Source organism: Arthrobacter globiformis (assembly GCF_030815865.1).
In the GTDB taxonomy this organism is placed as follows: Bacteria; Actinomycetota; Actinomycetes; order Actinomycetales; family Micrococcaceae; genus Arthrobacter; species Arthrobacter globiformis_B.
Map to the genome: position 1 here is coordinate 2,014,139 of NZ_JAUSXI010000001.1, position 16,543 is coordinate 2,030,681.

Genomic DNA, 16,543 nt, shown 5'->3' on the forward strand with positions numbered 1-16,543 from the left:
CAGTGCGTATCCCACTTTCCTGGCTGCGTGAATTCGCGCAGGTACCGGCCGGAGCAACGGCCGAAGACGTCATGGCCGAACTGGTCAAGGTCGGATTCGAAGAAGAAGCGGTCCACCGCCCCACGGACGCCCTGCGCGGACCCGTCGTGGTGGGCCAGGTCCTGAGCCTGGTCAAGGAACCGCAGTCGAACGGCAAGACCATCAACTGGTGCCAGGTCCGCGTCGTCCCTGAGGGGCAGGAGCAGGCCCTCACCGGCAAGGGCATTGATCCGTCCGGCGTGCAGGGCATCGTCTGCGGTGCGCACAACTTCGTTGAGGGCGACAAGGTGGTGGTCACCCTGCCGGGCGCCGTCCTTCCCGGCGACTTCCACATCTCGGCACGGAAGACCTACGGCCACATGTCCGCGGGCATGATCGCCTCGGTCCGCGAACTGGGCATTGGCGAGGATCATGACGGCATCCTGGTGCTCTCCCGGATCGGCCTCGACCCCGAGATCGGGACCGACGCCATGGAGCTGCTGGGCCTCTACGACCAGGCCGCCGAAATCAACGTGACGCCGGACCGCGGCTACGCCTTCTCGATCCGCGGCGTGGCGCGCGAATACGCCCACGCCACCGGCACGGTATTCACCGATCCCGCGTCGAAGGTCAACGCGCCGGCTGTCCTCTCCGGCGGCTACGGCGTCAAGATCAACGACGACGCGCCCATCTACGGCAAGCCCGGCTGCGACCGCTTCGTGGCGCGTACCGTCCGCGGGGTGGACGCCACCAGGCCCACGCCGCCGTGGATGGCTTCCAGACTTAGGTTGGCCGGGATCCGGTCCATCTCCCTGCCGGTGGACATCTCGAACTACGTGATGCTCGAGCTCGGCCAGCCGCTGCACTTCTACGACCAGGACAAGCTGTCCGGCGACATCGTGGTGCGCCGGGCTGTCGCAGGGGAGAAGCTGACCACCCTCGACGGCAAGGAGCGCTCGCTCGATCCCGAGGACCTGCTGATCACCGACGCCTCCGGCCCCATCGGCGTCGCCGGCGTCATGGGCGGTGCGTCCACCGAGGTCTCCGACGCCACCACGGCTGTCCTGATCGAGGCTGCCCACTTCGAGGAAGTTTCCATTGCCCGCTCGCGCCGGCGCCACAAGCTCCCGTCCGAAGCCTCCAAGCGCTTTGAACGCGGCGTGGACTGGCAGGTCGCTAACATCGCGGCCCAGCGCGCCGTCGACTTTCTCGTGGAGCTGGCCGGCGGGACCGCTGATGAGGCAGGCACCGACGTCGGAACCGCGCCGGATCCAGTGACCATCGCGCTGCCGGGGGAATTCCCGGCCGCCCGGATTGGCATCGACTTCACCGAAGAGCAGATCGTCACGTCCCTGGAGGACCTCGGTGCCGTTCTCGAAAAGTCCGACGCCGGCTGGACCGTCACAGCGCCGAGCTGGCGGAACGACCTGGAAACCAAGGAGGACCTCTCCGAGGAGGTAGCCCGCCTGGTGGGCTACGACCAGATCCCGGCGACCCTGCCGGTGGCGCCTCCCGGCCGTGGCCTGACCCGCGTGCAGCAGCAACGCCGCCGCCTGCTCCAGGCCTTGGCGGACGCCGGTCTCACCGAGGTCCTGGCCTACCCCTTCGTCTCGAAGGCCGCCAATGAGACGTTTGGTGTGGCCGAGGAGGGTGCACCCCGGACCGCGGTCAAACTTGCCAACCCGATCAGCGAGGAGCAGGGCTACCTGCGCACATCGGTGCTGCCGGGCCTTCTGGAGGTCGCCAAGCGCAACCACTCCCGCGGCTTCCGCGACCTCGCCGTCTTCGAAGCCGGCATGGTGTTCCTGCCCGGTGACACGCTGGGTACGCCGTCCATCCCTCCGTTGGGCGTCAAGCCAACCGATGAGGTGCTGGACGCGCTCTACGACGGCGTTCCGGACCAGCCGCTGCACGTCGCCGCCGTCCTGACCGGCCATGATTCGCCCGCCGCCGCCGGCCACGCCCCGCGGCCATGGGACTGGGCAGACGCCCTGGACATCGCCCGCCTGGCCGGTGACGTCCTTGGTGTGGAGCTTGTGGTCACCCAGGGCCGGCACCAGGCCTTCCATCCGGGTCGAGCCGCGCAGCTGTCGCTGCGCTCCGGCGAGGTGGTGGGATACGCCGGCGAGCTGCACCCCAAGCTCCTGGCCGCGCACGACGTTCCGGCGCGGTCCGTCGCGCTGGAACTGAACGCGGATGCCCTGTTTGAGGCAGCGGCCGACGTCGTGGTGGCCCGCCACATCTCCACCTTCCCGGTGGCCACGCAGGACGTGGCACTCGTGGTGCCGCAGGACGTCCCCGCCGACGACGTGCTGGCAGCGCTGCGTGAAGGCGCCGGCGAGCTGCTTGAGGACGTCGCACTGTTCGACGTGTACGCGGGCAAGGGGATCGAGGACGGCAAGAAGTCCCTCGCCTTCGGGCTGCGGTTCCGCGCCACCGACCGGACACTGACGGCCGACGAGGCGTCGGAGGCGCGGGAGCGCGCCGTCGCCGCCGCAGCCGAGCGGTTTGGTGCCGTCCAGCGCTAGATAAGCAAAAAGAAAGACCACGCCATATGGCGTGGTCTTTCTTTTTCTCTGAAGGGCTTTATGGCGTCCGGTCTAGGGCAGCGGCGGCAGGGCCTCTTCGTACAGCCAGGGATGCAGCAGTGATTCCGAGTCCAGCCCCGTGACACGGTCGGCCGTGAGGATGAACTCGGGCGTCGACACGGAACTGTGGGCATGTGTTCGGGTCCATTCCCGCAGCAGCGCGAAGAACGCGAGGTCGCCGCAGCGGCGGCGCAGGGCGTGCAGGGCCAGTGCTCCGCGCTTGTAGACCCTGTCGTCGAACATGAGCTCGGGCCCGGGATCACCCACCAGAAGGTCCTGAGCGCCGGCGTTGAGCCGCCGCCAGGCCGCCAGCGCCCGCTCGTGGGCAGGCATCACGCCGGCTTCCTCGGACCAGATCCACTCCGCGTAGCAGGCGAAACCCTCGTGCAGCCAGATGTCGCTCCACGTGCCGAGCGTCAGCGAGTTGCCGAACCACTGGTGGGCCAGTTCATGGGCAATCAGGCGCTGTGAATCCCACCCGGTATCCAGATGGTTGGCGCCGAGGATGGACAGCGACTGGGCCTCGAGCGGAATTTCCAGCTCATCGGCGGTGACCACCACCGTATATTCGGGGAAGGGATAGGGACCGAAGCGGCTCACAAAGGTGCTCATCATGGCTTCCTGCCGGGCCAGCGCGGTCTGCGCCCGGTCCACCAGCTGCGCCGGCGCCGCAACGAACTGGGGCACGCCGGCCGAATCCGGCAGGCTGACCAGCCCGTACCGGCCGATCTGGATGGTGGCCAGATACGTCGCCATCGGTTCACGCTGCTCGTAGACCCACGTCTGGCGGCTCGATCTCACCGCCTGCCCCACCAGGAGTCCGTTGCACACGGCGCGGTAGCCGGCATCGGTGGTGACGGTGATGCGGTAGCTGGCCTTGTTCCGCGGATGGTCGTTGCAGGGGAACCACGACGGCGCCCCGTTGGGCTGGCCGGCTACCAGAACGCCGTCGGTGAGCTCCTCCCAGCCCACCTCGCCCCACAGCCCCCGCCGCGGCTGCGGGTTGCCGTCATAGCGGATCTCGAGGCTGAATTCGGTGCCCGCCTCAAGGGGCTGTTCGCAGTGCACGACGAGCTGTTCTGCCCGCTGAGTGAACTTCCGCACGCGGACCCCGTTCAACTGGACCTTCAGGGCGCGGAGGCCTGTCATGTCGAGTACGACGGCGGATGTGCGGCGGGCTGCCACAGCAGCCAGGACTGCGCGGCCGGTCAGCCGGTTGCTGGCGAGCTTGCAGTCCAGCTCCAGTTCATAGTGCAGGACGCGGTAGGCATCCGTACCGTGGCCCGGGACGTAGGGGTCGCCGGTTGCCGTAGCGCCGGCAGAGAGGACGGCGGCCGGGCCGAGCGATTCTCCGGAGCTCATTCTGCGTGTGACTTCCTTAGCTGTTATTTGAGTCGGGGTGCGGGAACGGCGGGCCCGGTCCACGGGCTGACCGGATTGCCCATCCAGTAAGTCCCGGCCGGAACGGTCTCGCCCCGCATCACCAGGGACGCCGGACCAACGGTTCCGCCCTTGCCAATCCTCGCGTGCGGCAGAATCACGCCGTGCGGGCCCATCGTCGCCCCGTCTTCGAGACTAACAGTGTCGATGCTCATGACGCGGTCGTGGAAGAGGTGGGTCTGGACGACGCAGCCGCGGTTGACCGTGGAGCCTGCACCGAGCGTCACGAGGTCCGCCTCAGGAAGCCAATAACTTTCACACCACGTGCCACGGCCGATCCTGGCGCCGAGGGCACGAAGCCACCAGACGAGGGCCGGGGGTACCGCTGGCGGACCGGGCAAACCAGGGGGCACTCACCATCTCGATGAAGGTGTCCACAACCTCGTTGCGCCAGATGAAGGAGCTCCACAACGGATGTTCACCGGTCTTGATCCTGCCCACGAGCAGCCACTTGGCCGCCGCGGAGCAGCCTGCCGCCACCCCGCCCGCGGACAGGAGGACCACGCCTCCGAGTGCCGCTGCCGCGCCGTAACCGAGGGCGGTGGCGAGCCAGTCGAAGACAAGCAGCACGCCAAGGGCCAGACCCACCGTCAGGGCCACCGGCACGAACCGGCACAGTTCCCAGAGGGTCCTGGCCACCTTGAGCCGGGCCGGCGGCTGGAAGGTGCGCGTGCTATCGGACGCCACCGCGGTGCGCCGCAGCCTGACCGGAGGGCTGCCCAGCCAGGACGTGCCTGACTTGGCCTTGCCCGGCGTCGCCGAGAGGACTGCGACCAGGGAGTTCTTGGGTACGCTGCGTCCGGCCGCGGTCATGCCGGAGTTGCCAAGGAAGGAGCGCTTTCCGATTTTCGCGGGCGCAATCCGCATCCATCCTCCGCCGAGCTCATAGGAAGCCACCATGGTGTCGTCGGCGAGGAAGGCACCCTCTCCCACGGTGGTCATGCGCGGCAGCAGCAGGACGGTGGAGGCCTCAACATTCTTTCCGACCTTCGCCCCCAGCAGCCTCAGCCAGACGGGCGTGAACAGGCTGGCGTAAATCGGGAACAGCAGGTCCCGTGCCATGTCCAGCACCCGCTCCGTGGCCCACACCTGCCAGCCGACGCGGCTGCGGACCCGGTAGTAGCCCTCCTTCAGGCCGAGGCCCAGCAGCCTGGTGGTGACCAGGATGAGCAGCATATTGGTGAGGAACCAGGTCAAAGCGGCGAGTGGAAGCGACGCCAGCACCTGCGGCACGGCACTGAGCAGTGAGTCGCTGCCCCGAATGAACAGGAAGACAACCAAAGCTGCGGCCACGGCTGAAGCGTAGGGAATCAGGGCGAGGACGGCGGACGCGGCGGCGAAGGCCGTGAACCAGAGGCGCCCCAGGAGGGAACTGACCGGCTGCGCCGCGGGCCAGTCCTGCCGCGCCTTGCCACGCCGTTGAGCCGGGGAACCCGCCACCACCTGGCCGGACTTGACCTTGCCCAGCACTGCGGAACCCGGTTCCACCTGGCCGCCGGCGCCGATGCTGGACCCGGGCATCAAGGTGCTGCGGGCTCCCACCGTAGCCTCCGCCCCGACGTGTATATGGCCGATGCGGACGATGTCGCCGTCGATCCACCACCCGGAAAGGTCCACCTCAGGCTCGATGTTGCAGCCGCGGCCCAGAGTAAGCAAGCCTGTCACCGGGGGTAGGGAATGCAGATGGACGTCGCTCCCGATCTTGGCGCCGAGGGCCCTTGCGTAGTACGGCACCCAAGGCGCACTGGCAAGGCTCACGGCGCCGGCCAAGTCCTGGATCTGTTCGGCAAGCCAGAGGCGCAGGTGCACTTTGCCGGCCCGCGGGTAGGTCCCGGGCTGCACGTTGCGAAGCAGGAGGCGGGCGGCGGCAACAGAGAGGGCCATCCGTCCCGCCGGGCTGACGAAGAGCAGCCAGGAGGCGGCCACCCACCACCATGACACGGTGGGCGCGGCCGTGAACCCTGCAACCGCGAACAGGACGTTGTTGGCGGCCATCAGATAGGTCAGCCAGCGCATGCCCGCCAGAATGTGCAGCGGGATGCCCATCAGGGTCTGGAAGACCTGTGACTTCAGGGCCGTGGGGCGGACCGGCCGTTCCGGGGCAGGGCCGGCGGAGATGCCGTCGGGCAGTGACTGGCGGGCCGTCTCGATCAGCGCGCCGATGCGCGGGGTGGCGTAGATGTCGGCCACGGTGACGGTGGGGTAGCGGACCCGGAGCGCGGAGACGAGCTGCGCCGCAGCCAGGGAACCTCCGCCGTGGGCGAAGAAGTCCGCGTCGAGGCCGGCCACGCCGCTGCCGAGGACGGCCTGCCACTGGTCAACGACCCACTGGGCATCCTCGGGCAGGTTCAGCGGCGCGGCGTCCGCAGCCGCGGCGCCGGCACCCGGCAGGGGCCACGGCAGCGCATGCCGGTCCACTTTCCCGCTGGTCTTGGTGGGCAACGTGTCGACGACGGTCAGCATGGGGATGAGCGGGGCCGGCAGTGTGGCGGAGAGCAGTTCACGGAACGCGGCCAGGTCCGGCGCAGTGCCCGGTGCGGCGGGAGCCAGGTAACCCACGAGGACCTGGTTGCCGGCGGCCGTTGTGCGGACGGCAGCGGCGGCCCCCGCAACACCGGGGAGGGACTGCAGGGCTGCGTCGATCTCACCGAGTTCGATCCGGCGGCCGCCAAGCTTGACCTGTTCGTCGGCGCGTCCCATGAAGATCAGGCCGGCGCGCTCGAAGCGGACCAGGTCGCCCGAGCGGTAGGCGCGGTTCCAGCCCAGCGAGGGCATCGGGGCATATTTCTCCGCGTCCTTCTGCGGATCGAGGTAGCGGGCCAGCCCCACGCCGCCGATGATGAGCTCGCCCACCTCGCCCTCGGCCACCGGGACGCCGTCGGAACCCACCACCGCCAGGTCCCAGCCGTCCAGGGGGAGCCCGATCCTGACCGGGCCGGTACCGCCCAGCGGAGCCGCGCAGGCCACGACTGTTGCCTCGGTGGGTCCGTAGGTGTTCCACACCTCACGGCCGTCCACAGCCAGGCGCTCGGCCAGCTCCGGCGGGCAGGCCTCGCCGCCGAAGATCAGCAGCCGGACGTTCTCCAGGGCTTCGGCCGGCCACAGCGCCGCAAGAGTGGGAACGGTGGAAACTACCGTGATGCCGTGATTGATCAGCCACGGTCCCAGGTCCATGCCGGTGCGGACCAGGGCCCGCGGGGCAGGCACAAGGCAGGCGCCATGGCGCCAGGCCAGCCACATCTCTTCACAGGAGGCATCGAACGCCACCGAAAGACCCGCGAGCACACGGTCCTGCGGCCCCACCGGATCGTCCTGCAGGAAAATACGGGCTTCTGCGTCCACGAACGCGGCCGAAGAGCGGTGCTGCACCGCAACGCCCTTGGGCGTCCCGGTGGAGCCGGACGTGAAGATGATCCAGGCGTCGTCGTCGGGGGCGGCCGGGCGCGGAGCCGGGAAGGGGCGCGGACGCTTGCGGTCCGTGACGATCTCGCCGTTGGCCCGCAGGATGCCGGCCACCCGGGCCTCACCGAATACCAGCTTGGCCCGTTCGTCCGGATCATCCGCGTCCACGGGGACATAGGCGGCGCCGATCAGCAGGACGGCGAGAATCGCGATGTAGAGCTCGTTGGTGCCCGAAGGAATCCGCACCCCGATTTTGTCTCCCGCTCCCAGGCCGGCCTGGTGCAGACGCAGGCCCTCGGACTTTACCTCGACCAGGAGCTGGGCGTAGCTCAGGGAGCGACGGCCGTCGTCGAGCGCGGAAGCGTCGGGATACCGGGCGGCCGTCTCAGCCAGTATGTCCACCAGCGTCCGCTCCGGCGGGGCGGCGGCAGCGCCCTGCAGTTGAGCCGCGTGCACCTCTGCCGCCGCCGGTCCGCCGGCGGCAGCGGGAGCGGCCGTGTCCAAGGTTTTGGGGAGGGGCTCAATCACGGCTGGATTCTCCCCCGCCAAGGTGAACGGAAGGTGACATCGTTTCCCCTCCGTTCATCCGGGGCTGCTTTGTTACATGGCTGCCGCGTTATGGGCCTGCAGGGTTAAAGACAACCGCTACGGCACCAGCAGAACCTTGCCGGTAGTGCGCCGGGCTTCCAGGTCCTCGTGCGCCCGGCCGGCCTCAGCCAGCGGATAGGTGGCACCGATGCGGACATTGAGGCTGCCGTCGGCCGCTGCGCCGAAGATTTCCGTGGAGCGCCACAGCCGTTCCTGCGGGTTGCCGAGGAAGTGCGCGAGCGACGGGCGCGTCAGGGTCAGTGAGCCACCGGCGTTAAGCCGCTGTGGGTCCACGGGCGGGACGGGGCCGGACGCCGCACCGAAGAGCACGAGTGAACCACGGGTGCGCAGGCTGGCCATGGAGTCGTCGAACGTGTCTTTCCCAACGCCGTCGTACACCACGTTCACGCCGGCACCGTGGGTCAGGTCCCGGACGGCGTCGGCGAAGCCGGCATAGCGCAGCACCTCGTCCGCGCCGGCACCGCGGGCCAGGGATTCCTTCTCGTCAGTGGAGACGGTGGTGATGACGCGGGCGCCGCGGGCTTTCAGCAGCTGGATGAGCAGCAGGCCCACCCCGCCGGCGCCTGCGTGGACCAGCACGTTGTGTCCGGGCTCAACGCGGAACGAGGAGTTGATCAGGTAATGCGCCGTCATGCCCTGGAGGGGGAGCGCGGCGGCGGTGTGGTCGTCCACTCCGTCCGGCACGGGCAGGGCCTTCACGGCGTCCAGCACGGTGTACCCGGCGTAGCAAGCGGTTCCCTCAGCCGTGGCTACCCGGCTTCCCACGGGGTAGTCCTCGACGCCCTCGCCGATTTCCTCGACGACGCCGGCCGCTTCCGCGCCCGGGGTGAAGGGGTAGTTCACCTTGTACGTGCCGCTGCGCTGGTAGGTTTCGACGAAGTTGACGCCTGTTGCCGCTACCTTCACCAGCAGTTGCCCGGGACCGGGGACAGGGCGATCGATCTCCGTGAAGTCCAGAACCTCCGGTCCACCCGGCTGCCGGGCGACAATGGCGTGCGTCATGGAATCTCTCCTTTTCCGGGCCGGGACCTCCGGCACCCTTCCTCACCTCATCCTAGGGACCGGGGCGGTGCAGGCGAAGTCGGGCAGCCGGTCAGTAGCGCCGGGAGACCGTAGCCATGGGGCATTCGAAGTGGCGTCCCGCAGCGAGCCCCACCTCATTGAGGTACCGGACAATGATCCCGAATGACGCGGTCAGCGTGGTCTCGGTAAAGGGAATTCCCTGTGTTTTGCAGTGCTGGCGCACAATCGCTGTTGCCTTATGCAGGTGGGGCCGGGCCATGTCGGGGAAGAGGTGATGCTCCACCTGGCGGTTCAGGCCGCCGAGCAGGATGTCCATGTACCGGCCGCCGGAAATGTTGCGTGATGTAAGCACTTGGCGGCTGAGGAAGTCAACGCGGCTGTCCGCAGGAAGGACCGGCATGCCCTTGTGGTTGGGTGCAAAAGACGCACCCATGTAGAAACCGAAAACGGCGAGCTGCACGCCAATGAAGGCGGCAGCCATGCCCAGCGGCAGGAAGGTGAAGGCCAGGGCGGGCAGGCTGCCGAGGCGGACAAGCAGGATGGGAAGCTCTACCCAGCGGTGCGTGACCTTGGCCCGGCGGAGGACGAACTTCACCGAATCGATCTGAAGTCCCAGGCCCACCAGGAACAGCAGCGGGAAGAAGAACCAGCCCTGCTTGCGGGTCAGGAAAGCGAACCTGCCCTGCCGGTCGGCCACCGCTTCAGTGTGGAAGGCGATGGGACCCGGGGCGATGTCTGGGTCCTTGGAGATCACGTTCGGGTGGTTGTGGTGCGCACCGTGCTTCTGCTCCCACCAGGAGTAGCTCATGCCGGCCACGGAGGTGGCCAGGATGCGGGCGGTCCAGTCGTTGGCCCGGCGGGAGGCGAAAATCTGCCGGTGACCGGCCTCATGGGCCAGGAAGCTCAGCTGGGTGCAGAGGATGCCCACCGCGGCAGCGATCAGGAGTTGGAACCAGCTGTCGCCGATCAGCGCGAAGCCAAACCAGGCCGCGGTCATCAGGAGAACCAGGCTGGAAAACAGGGTGATGTAGAAACCCACGCGGCGCTCGAGCAGCCCGGCTGCCTTGACGCTCTTAAGGAGTTCAGAATAGCTCGCCACAACGGCGTTTGGTTGCCGGACACGCGTCTGCGGGCGCTCCGAAGTGGTGGTGGGGGTCATGGACGCGGCGCCTCGTAACTGTTGCGGGCAACGCTGCAGCCGACATTCGGACCGCACGGTCAAGCTCACCCTCCTGCCAGCATACGCTGACGCTCCAAACCATCGGGGCAGTGGGCTTACGGGCAGAATCCATCGCATGCATAAATATCGGGACCTATGCATAGTCTTGCTGTATAGTCGTCTTCATGACTATTTCTGTTGCCGTTTCAGGGGCCAGCGGCTATGCCGGCGGCGAAGTCCTCCGCCTCCTGGCCGGCCATCCGGACGTCACCATCGGAGCCATCACGGCACACAGCAACGCCGGTTCCAGACTAGGCGAACTGCAGCCGCATCTCCATGGCCTGGCCAGCAGGATTCTCGAGGACACCAGCGTGGAGAACCTGTCCGGGCACGACGTCGTGTTCCTGGCCCTCCCGCACGGGGCGTCCGCCGAAATCGCGGCCAAGCTCCCCGAGGGAACGGTGGTGATCGACGCCGGCGCGGACCACCGCCTGGAGTCCGCCACCGCGTGGGAAAAGTTTTACGGCTCGGACCACGCCGGAACGTGGCCGTACGGCCTGCCTGAGCTGCCGGGCCAGCGCGAGAAACTCAAGGGTGCCAACCGGATCGCCGTTCCGGGCTGCTACCCGACGTCGGCCCTGCTCGCTCTCACGCCCGGTTTCGCCGGCGGACTGCTCGAGGGGAACGACGTCGTCATCGTCGCCGCCTCCGGCACTTCCGGCGCAGGCAAGGCAGCCAAGGTGAACCTCATCGGCGCCGAGGTCATGGGCTCCATGAGCCCCTATGGCGTGGGCGGCGGCCACCGGCACACGCCGGAGATCGAGCAGGGCCTGTCCAACGCCTCCGGCGAGCCGGTGACGGTTTCCTTCACGCCCACCCTGGCGCCCATGAGCCGGGGCATCCTCACCACCGCCACCGCACGGGTCAAGCCCGGCGTCGGGGCCGAGGAACTGCGCCGTGCCTGGGCGGAGGCGTACGACGACGAGCCGTTCGTCCACCTGCTGCCCGAAGGCCAGTGGCCCACCACCAAGTCCGTGCAGGGCTCCAACCACGCTGCCATGCAGCTGGCTTTCGACCCGCACGTCGGCCGCGTCATTGTCACGTGCGCCATCGACAACCTGACCAAAGGCACCGCCGGTGGAGCAGTGCAGTCCATGAACATTGCCCTTGGCCTGCCGGAGACCGCCGGCCTCAACCTGCAGGGAGTTGCCCCGTGACCGTTACCGCACCCAAGGGATTCCGCGCCGCCGGCGTCACGGCCGGCCTCAAGGCCTCAGGAAACCCGGACCTCGCCCTCGTGGTCAACGACGGACCGTCCAAGGCCGCAGCCGCCGTCTTCACCTCCAACCGGGTGGCCGCGGCCCCCGTCCACTGGTCGCGCCAGGTGGTCTCGGACGGCCGCGTCGACGCTGTGATCCTCAACTCCGGCGGTGCCAACGCCTGCACCGGCCCGCAGGGCTTCCAGAACACGCACACGACGGCGGAGAAGACGGCCGAGGCGCTCGGCCTGTCCGCCACCGACGTCTTCGTCTGTTCCACCGGCCTGATAGGCGAGCAGCTGCCCATGGACAAGATCGTCCCGGGCATCGACGCCGCGGCAGCCGCCCTGAGCACGGACGGCGGTGCCCAGGCCGCCACGGCCATCATGACCACCGATTCGGTGCCCAAGCAGGCGGTCTTCACCGGCGCCGACGCCGGGGGAAACGAATTCACCATCGGCGGCATCGCCAAGGGCGCCGGAATGCTGGCGCCCGGGCTTGCCACCATGCTGGTGGTGCTCACCACGGATGCGGACGTCCAGCCGGAAATGCTCGATCTCGTCCTCCGCGACGCCACGCGGGTCACCTTCGACCGTGCCGACTCCGACGGCTGCATGTCCACCAACGACACCGTGGTGCTGCTGGCCTCCGGCGCGTCCAAGGCCGTTCCGTCCGCCGAGACCTTCGGCCAGGGCCTCACCCAGGTCTGCGCCGAGCTGGCCCGCAAGCTGATCGGCGACGCCGAGGGCGCCAGCCATGACATCGCGATCCGGACGTTCAACGCCGCCACCGAGCGCGATGCCGAAACCGTCAGCCGCGCCGTGGCCCGCTCCAACCTCTTCAAGGCAGCCATCTTCGGCAAGGACCCCAACTGGGGCCGCGTGCTCTCCGCCGTGGGCACCACCGACGCCGCGTTCGAACCGGACCAGCTCAACGTGTCCATGAACGGGATCCAGATCTGCCAGAACGGCGGCATCGGCCAGGACCGCAAGCTCGTGGACCTGGAGCCGCGCGAGGTGCTCGTGGAGATTGACCTGCAGGCCGGCGATGCAGAAGCCACCATCTGGACCAACGACCTCACGCACGACTACGTCCACGAGAACAGCGCCTACTCAAGCTAGATCCGCCGGCAACCCTGGAGAACCAGCCGCATGAACACCCAGACCCGCGAGTCAACGTCCATGAGTGATGCCCAAGACAAGGCAGGCACCCTCATCGAAGCCCTGCCGTGGATCCAGCGCTTTGCCGGAACCACCATGGTGATCAAGTACGGCGGCAACGCCATGGTCAACGACGAGCTGCGCCGCGCCTTCGCCGAGGACGTCGTGTTCCTCCACCACGTGGGCATCCACCCCGTGGTGGTGCATGGCGGCGGCCCGCAGATCAACTCGATGCTGGGCCGGCTCGGCATCGAGTCGGAGTTCAAGGGCGGCCTGCGCGTGACCACGCCCGAGGCCATGGACGTGGTGCGCATGGTCCTCACCGGCCAGGTGGGCCGGGAACTGGTGGGCCTGATCAACTCGCACGGGCCCTACGCCGTCGGCATGTCCGGTGAAGACGGAGGCCTGCTGCGAGCCGTCCGCACCGGAACCGTCGTTGACGGCGAGCAGGTGGACCTCGGGCTCGTGGGCGAGGTGGTGGGAGTTGACCCCGCCGGCATCGTGGACATTCTCGACGCCGGCCGGATCCCCGTGATCTCCACCGTGGCCCCGGAGATCACCGATGCCGGCGAAGGCGTGACGGGCACCGCCCGGTTCCAGCCCACCGGCCAGGTCCTGAACGTCAACGCGGACACCGCAGCGGCGGCCGTTGCCTCCGCGCTGGGCGCCTCCAAGCTTGTCATCCTGACCGACGTCGAAGGCCTCTACGCCAACTGGCCGGACAAATCCTCGCTCATTTCATCCCTGACGGCCTCCGAGCTGCGGGACATGCTGCCCAGCCTCGAATCAGGCATGATTCCCAAGATGGCCGCCTGCCTTAAAGCGATCGACGAGGGCGTGGAGCGGGCGCACATTGTGGACGGCCGGCTGCCCCACTCAATGCTTCTTGAAACATTTACGACGGCGGGCATCGGCACCCAGGTGGTCCCGGACGAGGAGACGAACTGATGAACGACGAGGATAAGACCTCCGTGACTGGGCCCACAGCAGCCGGGGGCCCCGTCCGAGCTTGCGAGGACGGGGGGCTGCTGGGGACCATGGAGAAGCTCGACAAGCTCGATCAACGGAGCCCGGTAACGGAGCTGGTTGAAGCCAGCGGCCACGCAGGCTCCGAGTGGCTGGCGCGCTACTCCTCATCGCTGATGGGTGTGTTCGGCACGCCCCAGCGGGTGCTGGTCCGCGGCGCGGGCTGCCTTGTCTGGGACGCCGACGGCAAGGAATACCTGGACCTCCTGGGCGGCATCGCCGTCAACGCGTTGGGCCACGCCCACCCGTTCGTGACCTCGGTGATCTCCAGCCAGCTGGCCACCCTGGGGCACGTGTCCAACTTCTTCACCAGCCCCACCCAGATCGCGCTGGCCGAAAAGCTGCTGGAACTCAGTTCAGCGCCGGCCGGCTCCAAGGTGTTCTTCACCAACTCCGGCACGGAGGCCAACGAGGCCGCCTTCAAGCTGGCCCGCCGGAACTCGGGTTCCTCCTCCGGGGAGGCCGGCGGCAAGCGCCGCACCCGCATCATCGCGCTCGAAGGCGCATTCCACGGCCGGACCATGGGCGCACTGGCGCTCACCGCCAAAGAGGCGTACCGCGCGCCCTTCGAGCCCATGCCCGGCGGCGTTGTGCACATCCCGTTCGGGGACATCGAGGCGCTGCGCAACGCCGTCGATGACACCGTGGCTGCCGTCTTCCTGGAGCCGATCCAGGGCGAGGCAGGCGTCCGGCCCCTTCCGGCCGGCTACCTGAAGGCCGCCCGCGAGGTCACCACAGAGGCCGGTGCCCTGTTGATCCTGGACGAGGTGCAGACCGGCATCGCCCGTACGGGCAAATGGTTGGCCAGCGAGGACGCCGGGATCGTGCCGGACGCAATCACCCTGGCCAAAGGCCTCGGCGGCGGTTTCCCGATCGGTGCGCTCGTCACGTTCGGCGAGCAGACGTCGTCGCTGCTGTCCGCAGGGCAGCACGGCACCACGTTCGGCGGCAACCCGGTGGCCACCGCGGCGGCCCTTGCCACCCTGCACGCCATCGAAAGCCAGCACGTGCTGGACAACGTCCGCGCTGTCGGTGAGCATGTCCGGCAGTCGCTGGCCGCCGTCGACGGTGTCACCGAGGTGCGTGGCGAGGGCCTGCTGATCGGCTTCGACCTGGACGCCGACGTCGCCCCTGCCGCGGTGACCGCAGCCCTGGACGCCGGCTTCATCATCAACAGCCCCGGCCCCCGCACCATCCGCCTGGCCCCGCCGCTCATCCTGACCACCGAGCAGGCAGACCGTTTCCTGGCCGCCCTTCCGGCCATCCTGCAAACCGCAAAGGACGCACAGTGACTTCCACCGGCACCATCCGCCACTTCCTCAAGGACACGGACCTGAGCCCTGCCGAGCAGGCGGAAGTCCTGGAACTCGCGGGACGCATGAAAGCAGCGCCGTACAGCGTCCAGCCGTTCGCCGCCGAAGGCAGCGGCCGCAAGACCGTGGCTGTCATCTTCGACAAGACCTCCACCCGGACCCGGGTCTCCTTTGCCACCGGCGTGGCAGACATGGGCGGCAACGCCCTGATCATCAACCCGGGCGAGGCGCAGATCGGCCACAAGGAATCCGTGGAGGACACCGCCAAGGTCCTCGAGCGCATGGTTTCCACCATCGTGTGGCGGACCGGCGCGCACTCAGGCCTCGTTGCCATGGCCGAAAACTCGAAAGTTCCCGTCATCAACGCGCTGTGCGACGACTACCACCCCTGCCAGCTGCTGGCTGACCTCCTGACCGTCAAGGAGCACAAGGGCGAACTCAAGGGCCTCACCATGGCCTACCTCGGTGACGCCGCCAACAACATGGCCAACTCCTACCTCCTGGCCGGCGTCACGGCAGGCATGCACGTCCGCATCGCCGGTCCCGAGGGCTACCTGCCTGCGGCCGGCATCGTGGCCGCTGCCGAGGAACGTGCCGTCGAAACCGGCGGATCCGTCCTCATCACGACGGACGCGGCGGAGGCACTCAAGGGAGCCGACGTCGTGGCCACCGACACCTGGGTTTCCATGGGCCAGGAAGCGGAAAAGGAAGCACGGATGAAGCTGTTCCGTGAATACTCCGTGGACGAGGCTGCGCTGGCGCAGGCCGCCCCTGACGCCGTCGTGCTGCACTGCCTTCCCGCCTACCGCGGCTACGAAATTTCGGCCGGCGTGATTGATGGCCCGCAGTCGATCGTGTGGGACGAGGCCGAGAACCGCCTGCACGCGCAGAAGGGGCTCATGGCCTGGCTCATGCACCAGTCCGGGCTGGCCGTCGTCGACGGACTGCGGCCCCTGGCAGGGCAGGCGTAGTTGTCCGTCCCCGCTCCCGCGCCCGGCGCGAGCCCGGCCACCAAGACGGCCCGCCAGGCGCGGATCACCGCGATCCTGACCGGCGAATCGGTGCGTTCGCAGGCGGAGCTCGCGGCGCTGCTCGCGGACGACGGCGTACAGGTCACCCAGGCCACGCTGTCGCGTGACCTCGTGGAGCTTGGCGCTGTCCGGGTCCGCGGCAAGGAAGGCGTGTTGGTGTACGCCGTCCCCGGTGAAGGCGGGGAGCGGGCGGCCAAGAGCGGGGTCAGCCAGGAAATCCTCGATGCCAGGCTGGCACGGCTGTGCGGCGAACTGCTGGTCACGGCGGAGGCCTCGGCCAATATCGCGGTGCTCCGGACGCCGCCGGGAGCGGCAAACTTCCTCGCCCTCGCCATCGACCATTCAGTGATGCCCTCGATCCTGGGCACCATCGCCGGGGACGACACCGTGCTGCTTGTGGCCCGGGACCCGCTGGGCGGGCCGGAACTGGCTGCCCGGTTCCTGCAGCTCGCCGAGGAAGCCGGCCAGTAAGCCGGCCGCTTCCTTCCAAACAAACAAAAACAGAAACAACAACT

The 16,543-nt window shown here is 68.3% G+C and carries 10 protein-coding genes and 1 pseudogene; 7 read left to right on the forward strand and 4 right to left on the reverse strand.

The window, feature by feature from the left end; all coding sequences use genetic code 11:
* Positions 1-2 precede the first annotated feature (2 nt).
* A complete protein-coding gene (gene pheT, locus QFZ33_RS09225; protein WP_307026797.1) occupies positions 3-2,546 on the forward strand; it encodes a phenylalanine--tRNA ligase subunit beta in 2,544 nt (847 codons plus the stop codon).
* 72 nt (positions 2,547-2,618) lie between these two features.
* Here the strand turns inward: pheT and QFZ33_RS09230 are convergent, their stop codons facing one another.
* The 4 genes and pseudogenes from QFZ33_RS09230 to QFZ33_RS09245 form a co-directional block, all read right to left on the reverse strand.
* On the reverse strand, positions 2,619-3,968 hold the full coding sequence (locus tag QFZ33_RS09230; RefSeq protein ID WP_307026798.1) for a M1 family metallopeptidase: 1,350 nt from the start codon (positions 3,966-3,968) through the stop codon (positions 2,619-2,621).
* A 23-nt stretch (positions 3,969-3,991) separates the two neighbouring features.
* Positions 3,992-7,952 (reverse strand): annotated as a pseudogene (locus QFZ33_RS09235) (Pls/PosA family non-ribosomal peptide synthetase).
* Between the two features lie 141 nt (positions 7,953-8,093).
* Complete coding sequence (locus QFZ33_RS09240; RefSeq protein WP_307026800.1) at positions 8,094-9,059, reverse strand: quinone oxidoreductase family protein; 966 nt, start codon at positions 9,057-9,059, stop codon at positions 8,094-8,096.
* Between the two features lie 91 nt (positions 9,060-9,150).
* Positions 9,151-10,239: a fatty acid desaturase family protein gene (locus QFZ33_RS09245; protein WP_307026802.1), complete on the reverse strand. Its 1,089-nt coding sequence runs from the start codon at positions 10,237-10,239 to the stop codon at positions 9,151-9,153.
* 185 nt (positions 10,240-10,424) lie between these two features.
* Here QFZ33_RS09245 and argC point away from each other — a divergent pair, with 185 nt between their 5' ends.
* The 6 genes from argC to QFZ33_RS09275 all read left to right on the forward strand — a co-directional run bounded on the left by argC (position 10,425) and on the right by QFZ33_RS09275 (position 16,499).
* The gene (gene argC / locus QFZ33_RS09250; protein ID WP_214851128.1) at positions 10,425-11,456 is read left to right on the forward strand and encodes an N-acetyl-gamma-glutamyl-phosphate reductase; all 1,032 of its coding nucleotides are present in this window, start codon (positions 10,425-10,427) and stop codon (positions 11,454-11,456) included.
* On the forward strand, positions 11,453-12,619 hold the full coding sequence (gene argJ, locus QFZ33_RS09255) for a bifunctional glutamate N-acetyltransferase/amino-acid acetyltransferase ArgJ (RefSeq protein WP_307026804.1): 1,167 nt from the start codon (positions 11,453-11,455) through the stop codon (positions 12,617-12,619). Before argC ends, argJ begins: the two co-directional genes overlap by 4 nt.
* Before the next feature lie 30 nt (positions 12,620-12,649).
* Positions 12,650-13,606 carry an acetylglutamate kinase gene (gene argB, locus QFZ33_RS09260; protein ID WP_307026806.1) on the forward strand — a complete coding sequence of 319 codons (957 nt, stop codon included), beginning with the start codon at positions 12,650-12,652 and terminating at the stop codon, positions 13,604-13,606.
* Between the two features lie 89 nt (positions 13,607-13,695).
* Positions 13,696-14,976, forward strand: a complete 1,281-nt coding sequence (locus QFZ33_RS09265) for an acetylornithine transaminase (RefSeq protein WP_307031742.1) — start codon at positions 13,696-13,698, stop codon at positions 14,974-14,976.
* Complete coding sequence (gene argF / locus QFZ33_RS09270) at positions 14,973-15,968, forward strand: ornithine carbamoyltransferase (protein ID WP_307026808.1); 996 nt, start codon at positions 14,973-14,975, stop codon at positions 15,966-15,968. Before QFZ33_RS09265 ends, argF begins: the two co-directional genes overlap by 4 nt.
* Entirely contained in the window at positions 15,969-16,499 is a 531-nt protein-coding gene (locus QFZ33_RS09275) for an arginine repressor (RefSeq protein ID WP_214851149.1), read from the forward strand.
* Positions 16,500-16,543 lie beyond the last annotated feature (44 nt).

Bases quoted from the DNA above. Each gene is read 5' to 3' on its own strand.
- QFZ33_RS09245 (WP_307026802.1), bottom strand. From the start codon at position 10,239: ATGACCCCCACCACCACTTCGGAGCGCCCGCAGACGCGTGTCCGGCAA.
- QFZ33_RS09230 (WP_307026798.1), bottom strand. From the start codon at position 3,968: ATGAGCTCCGGAGAATCGCTCGGCCCGGCCGCCGTCCTCTCTGCCGGC.
- QFZ33_RS09240 (WP_307026800.1), bottom strand. From the start codon at position 9,059: ATGACGCACGCCATTGTCGCCCGGCAGCCGGGTGGACCGGAGGTTCTG.
- argB (WP_307026806.1), top strand. From the start codon at position 12,650: ATGAACACCCAGACCCGCGAGTCAACGTCCATGAGTGATGCCCAAGAC.
- QFZ33_RS09265 (WP_307031742.1), top strand. From the start codon at position 13,696: ATGGAGAAGCTCGACAAGCTCGATCAACGGAGCCCGGTAACGGAGCTG.
- argC (WP_214851128.1), top strand. From the start codon at position 10,425: ATGACTATTTCTGTTGCCGTTTCAGGGGCCAGCGGCTATGCCGGCGGC.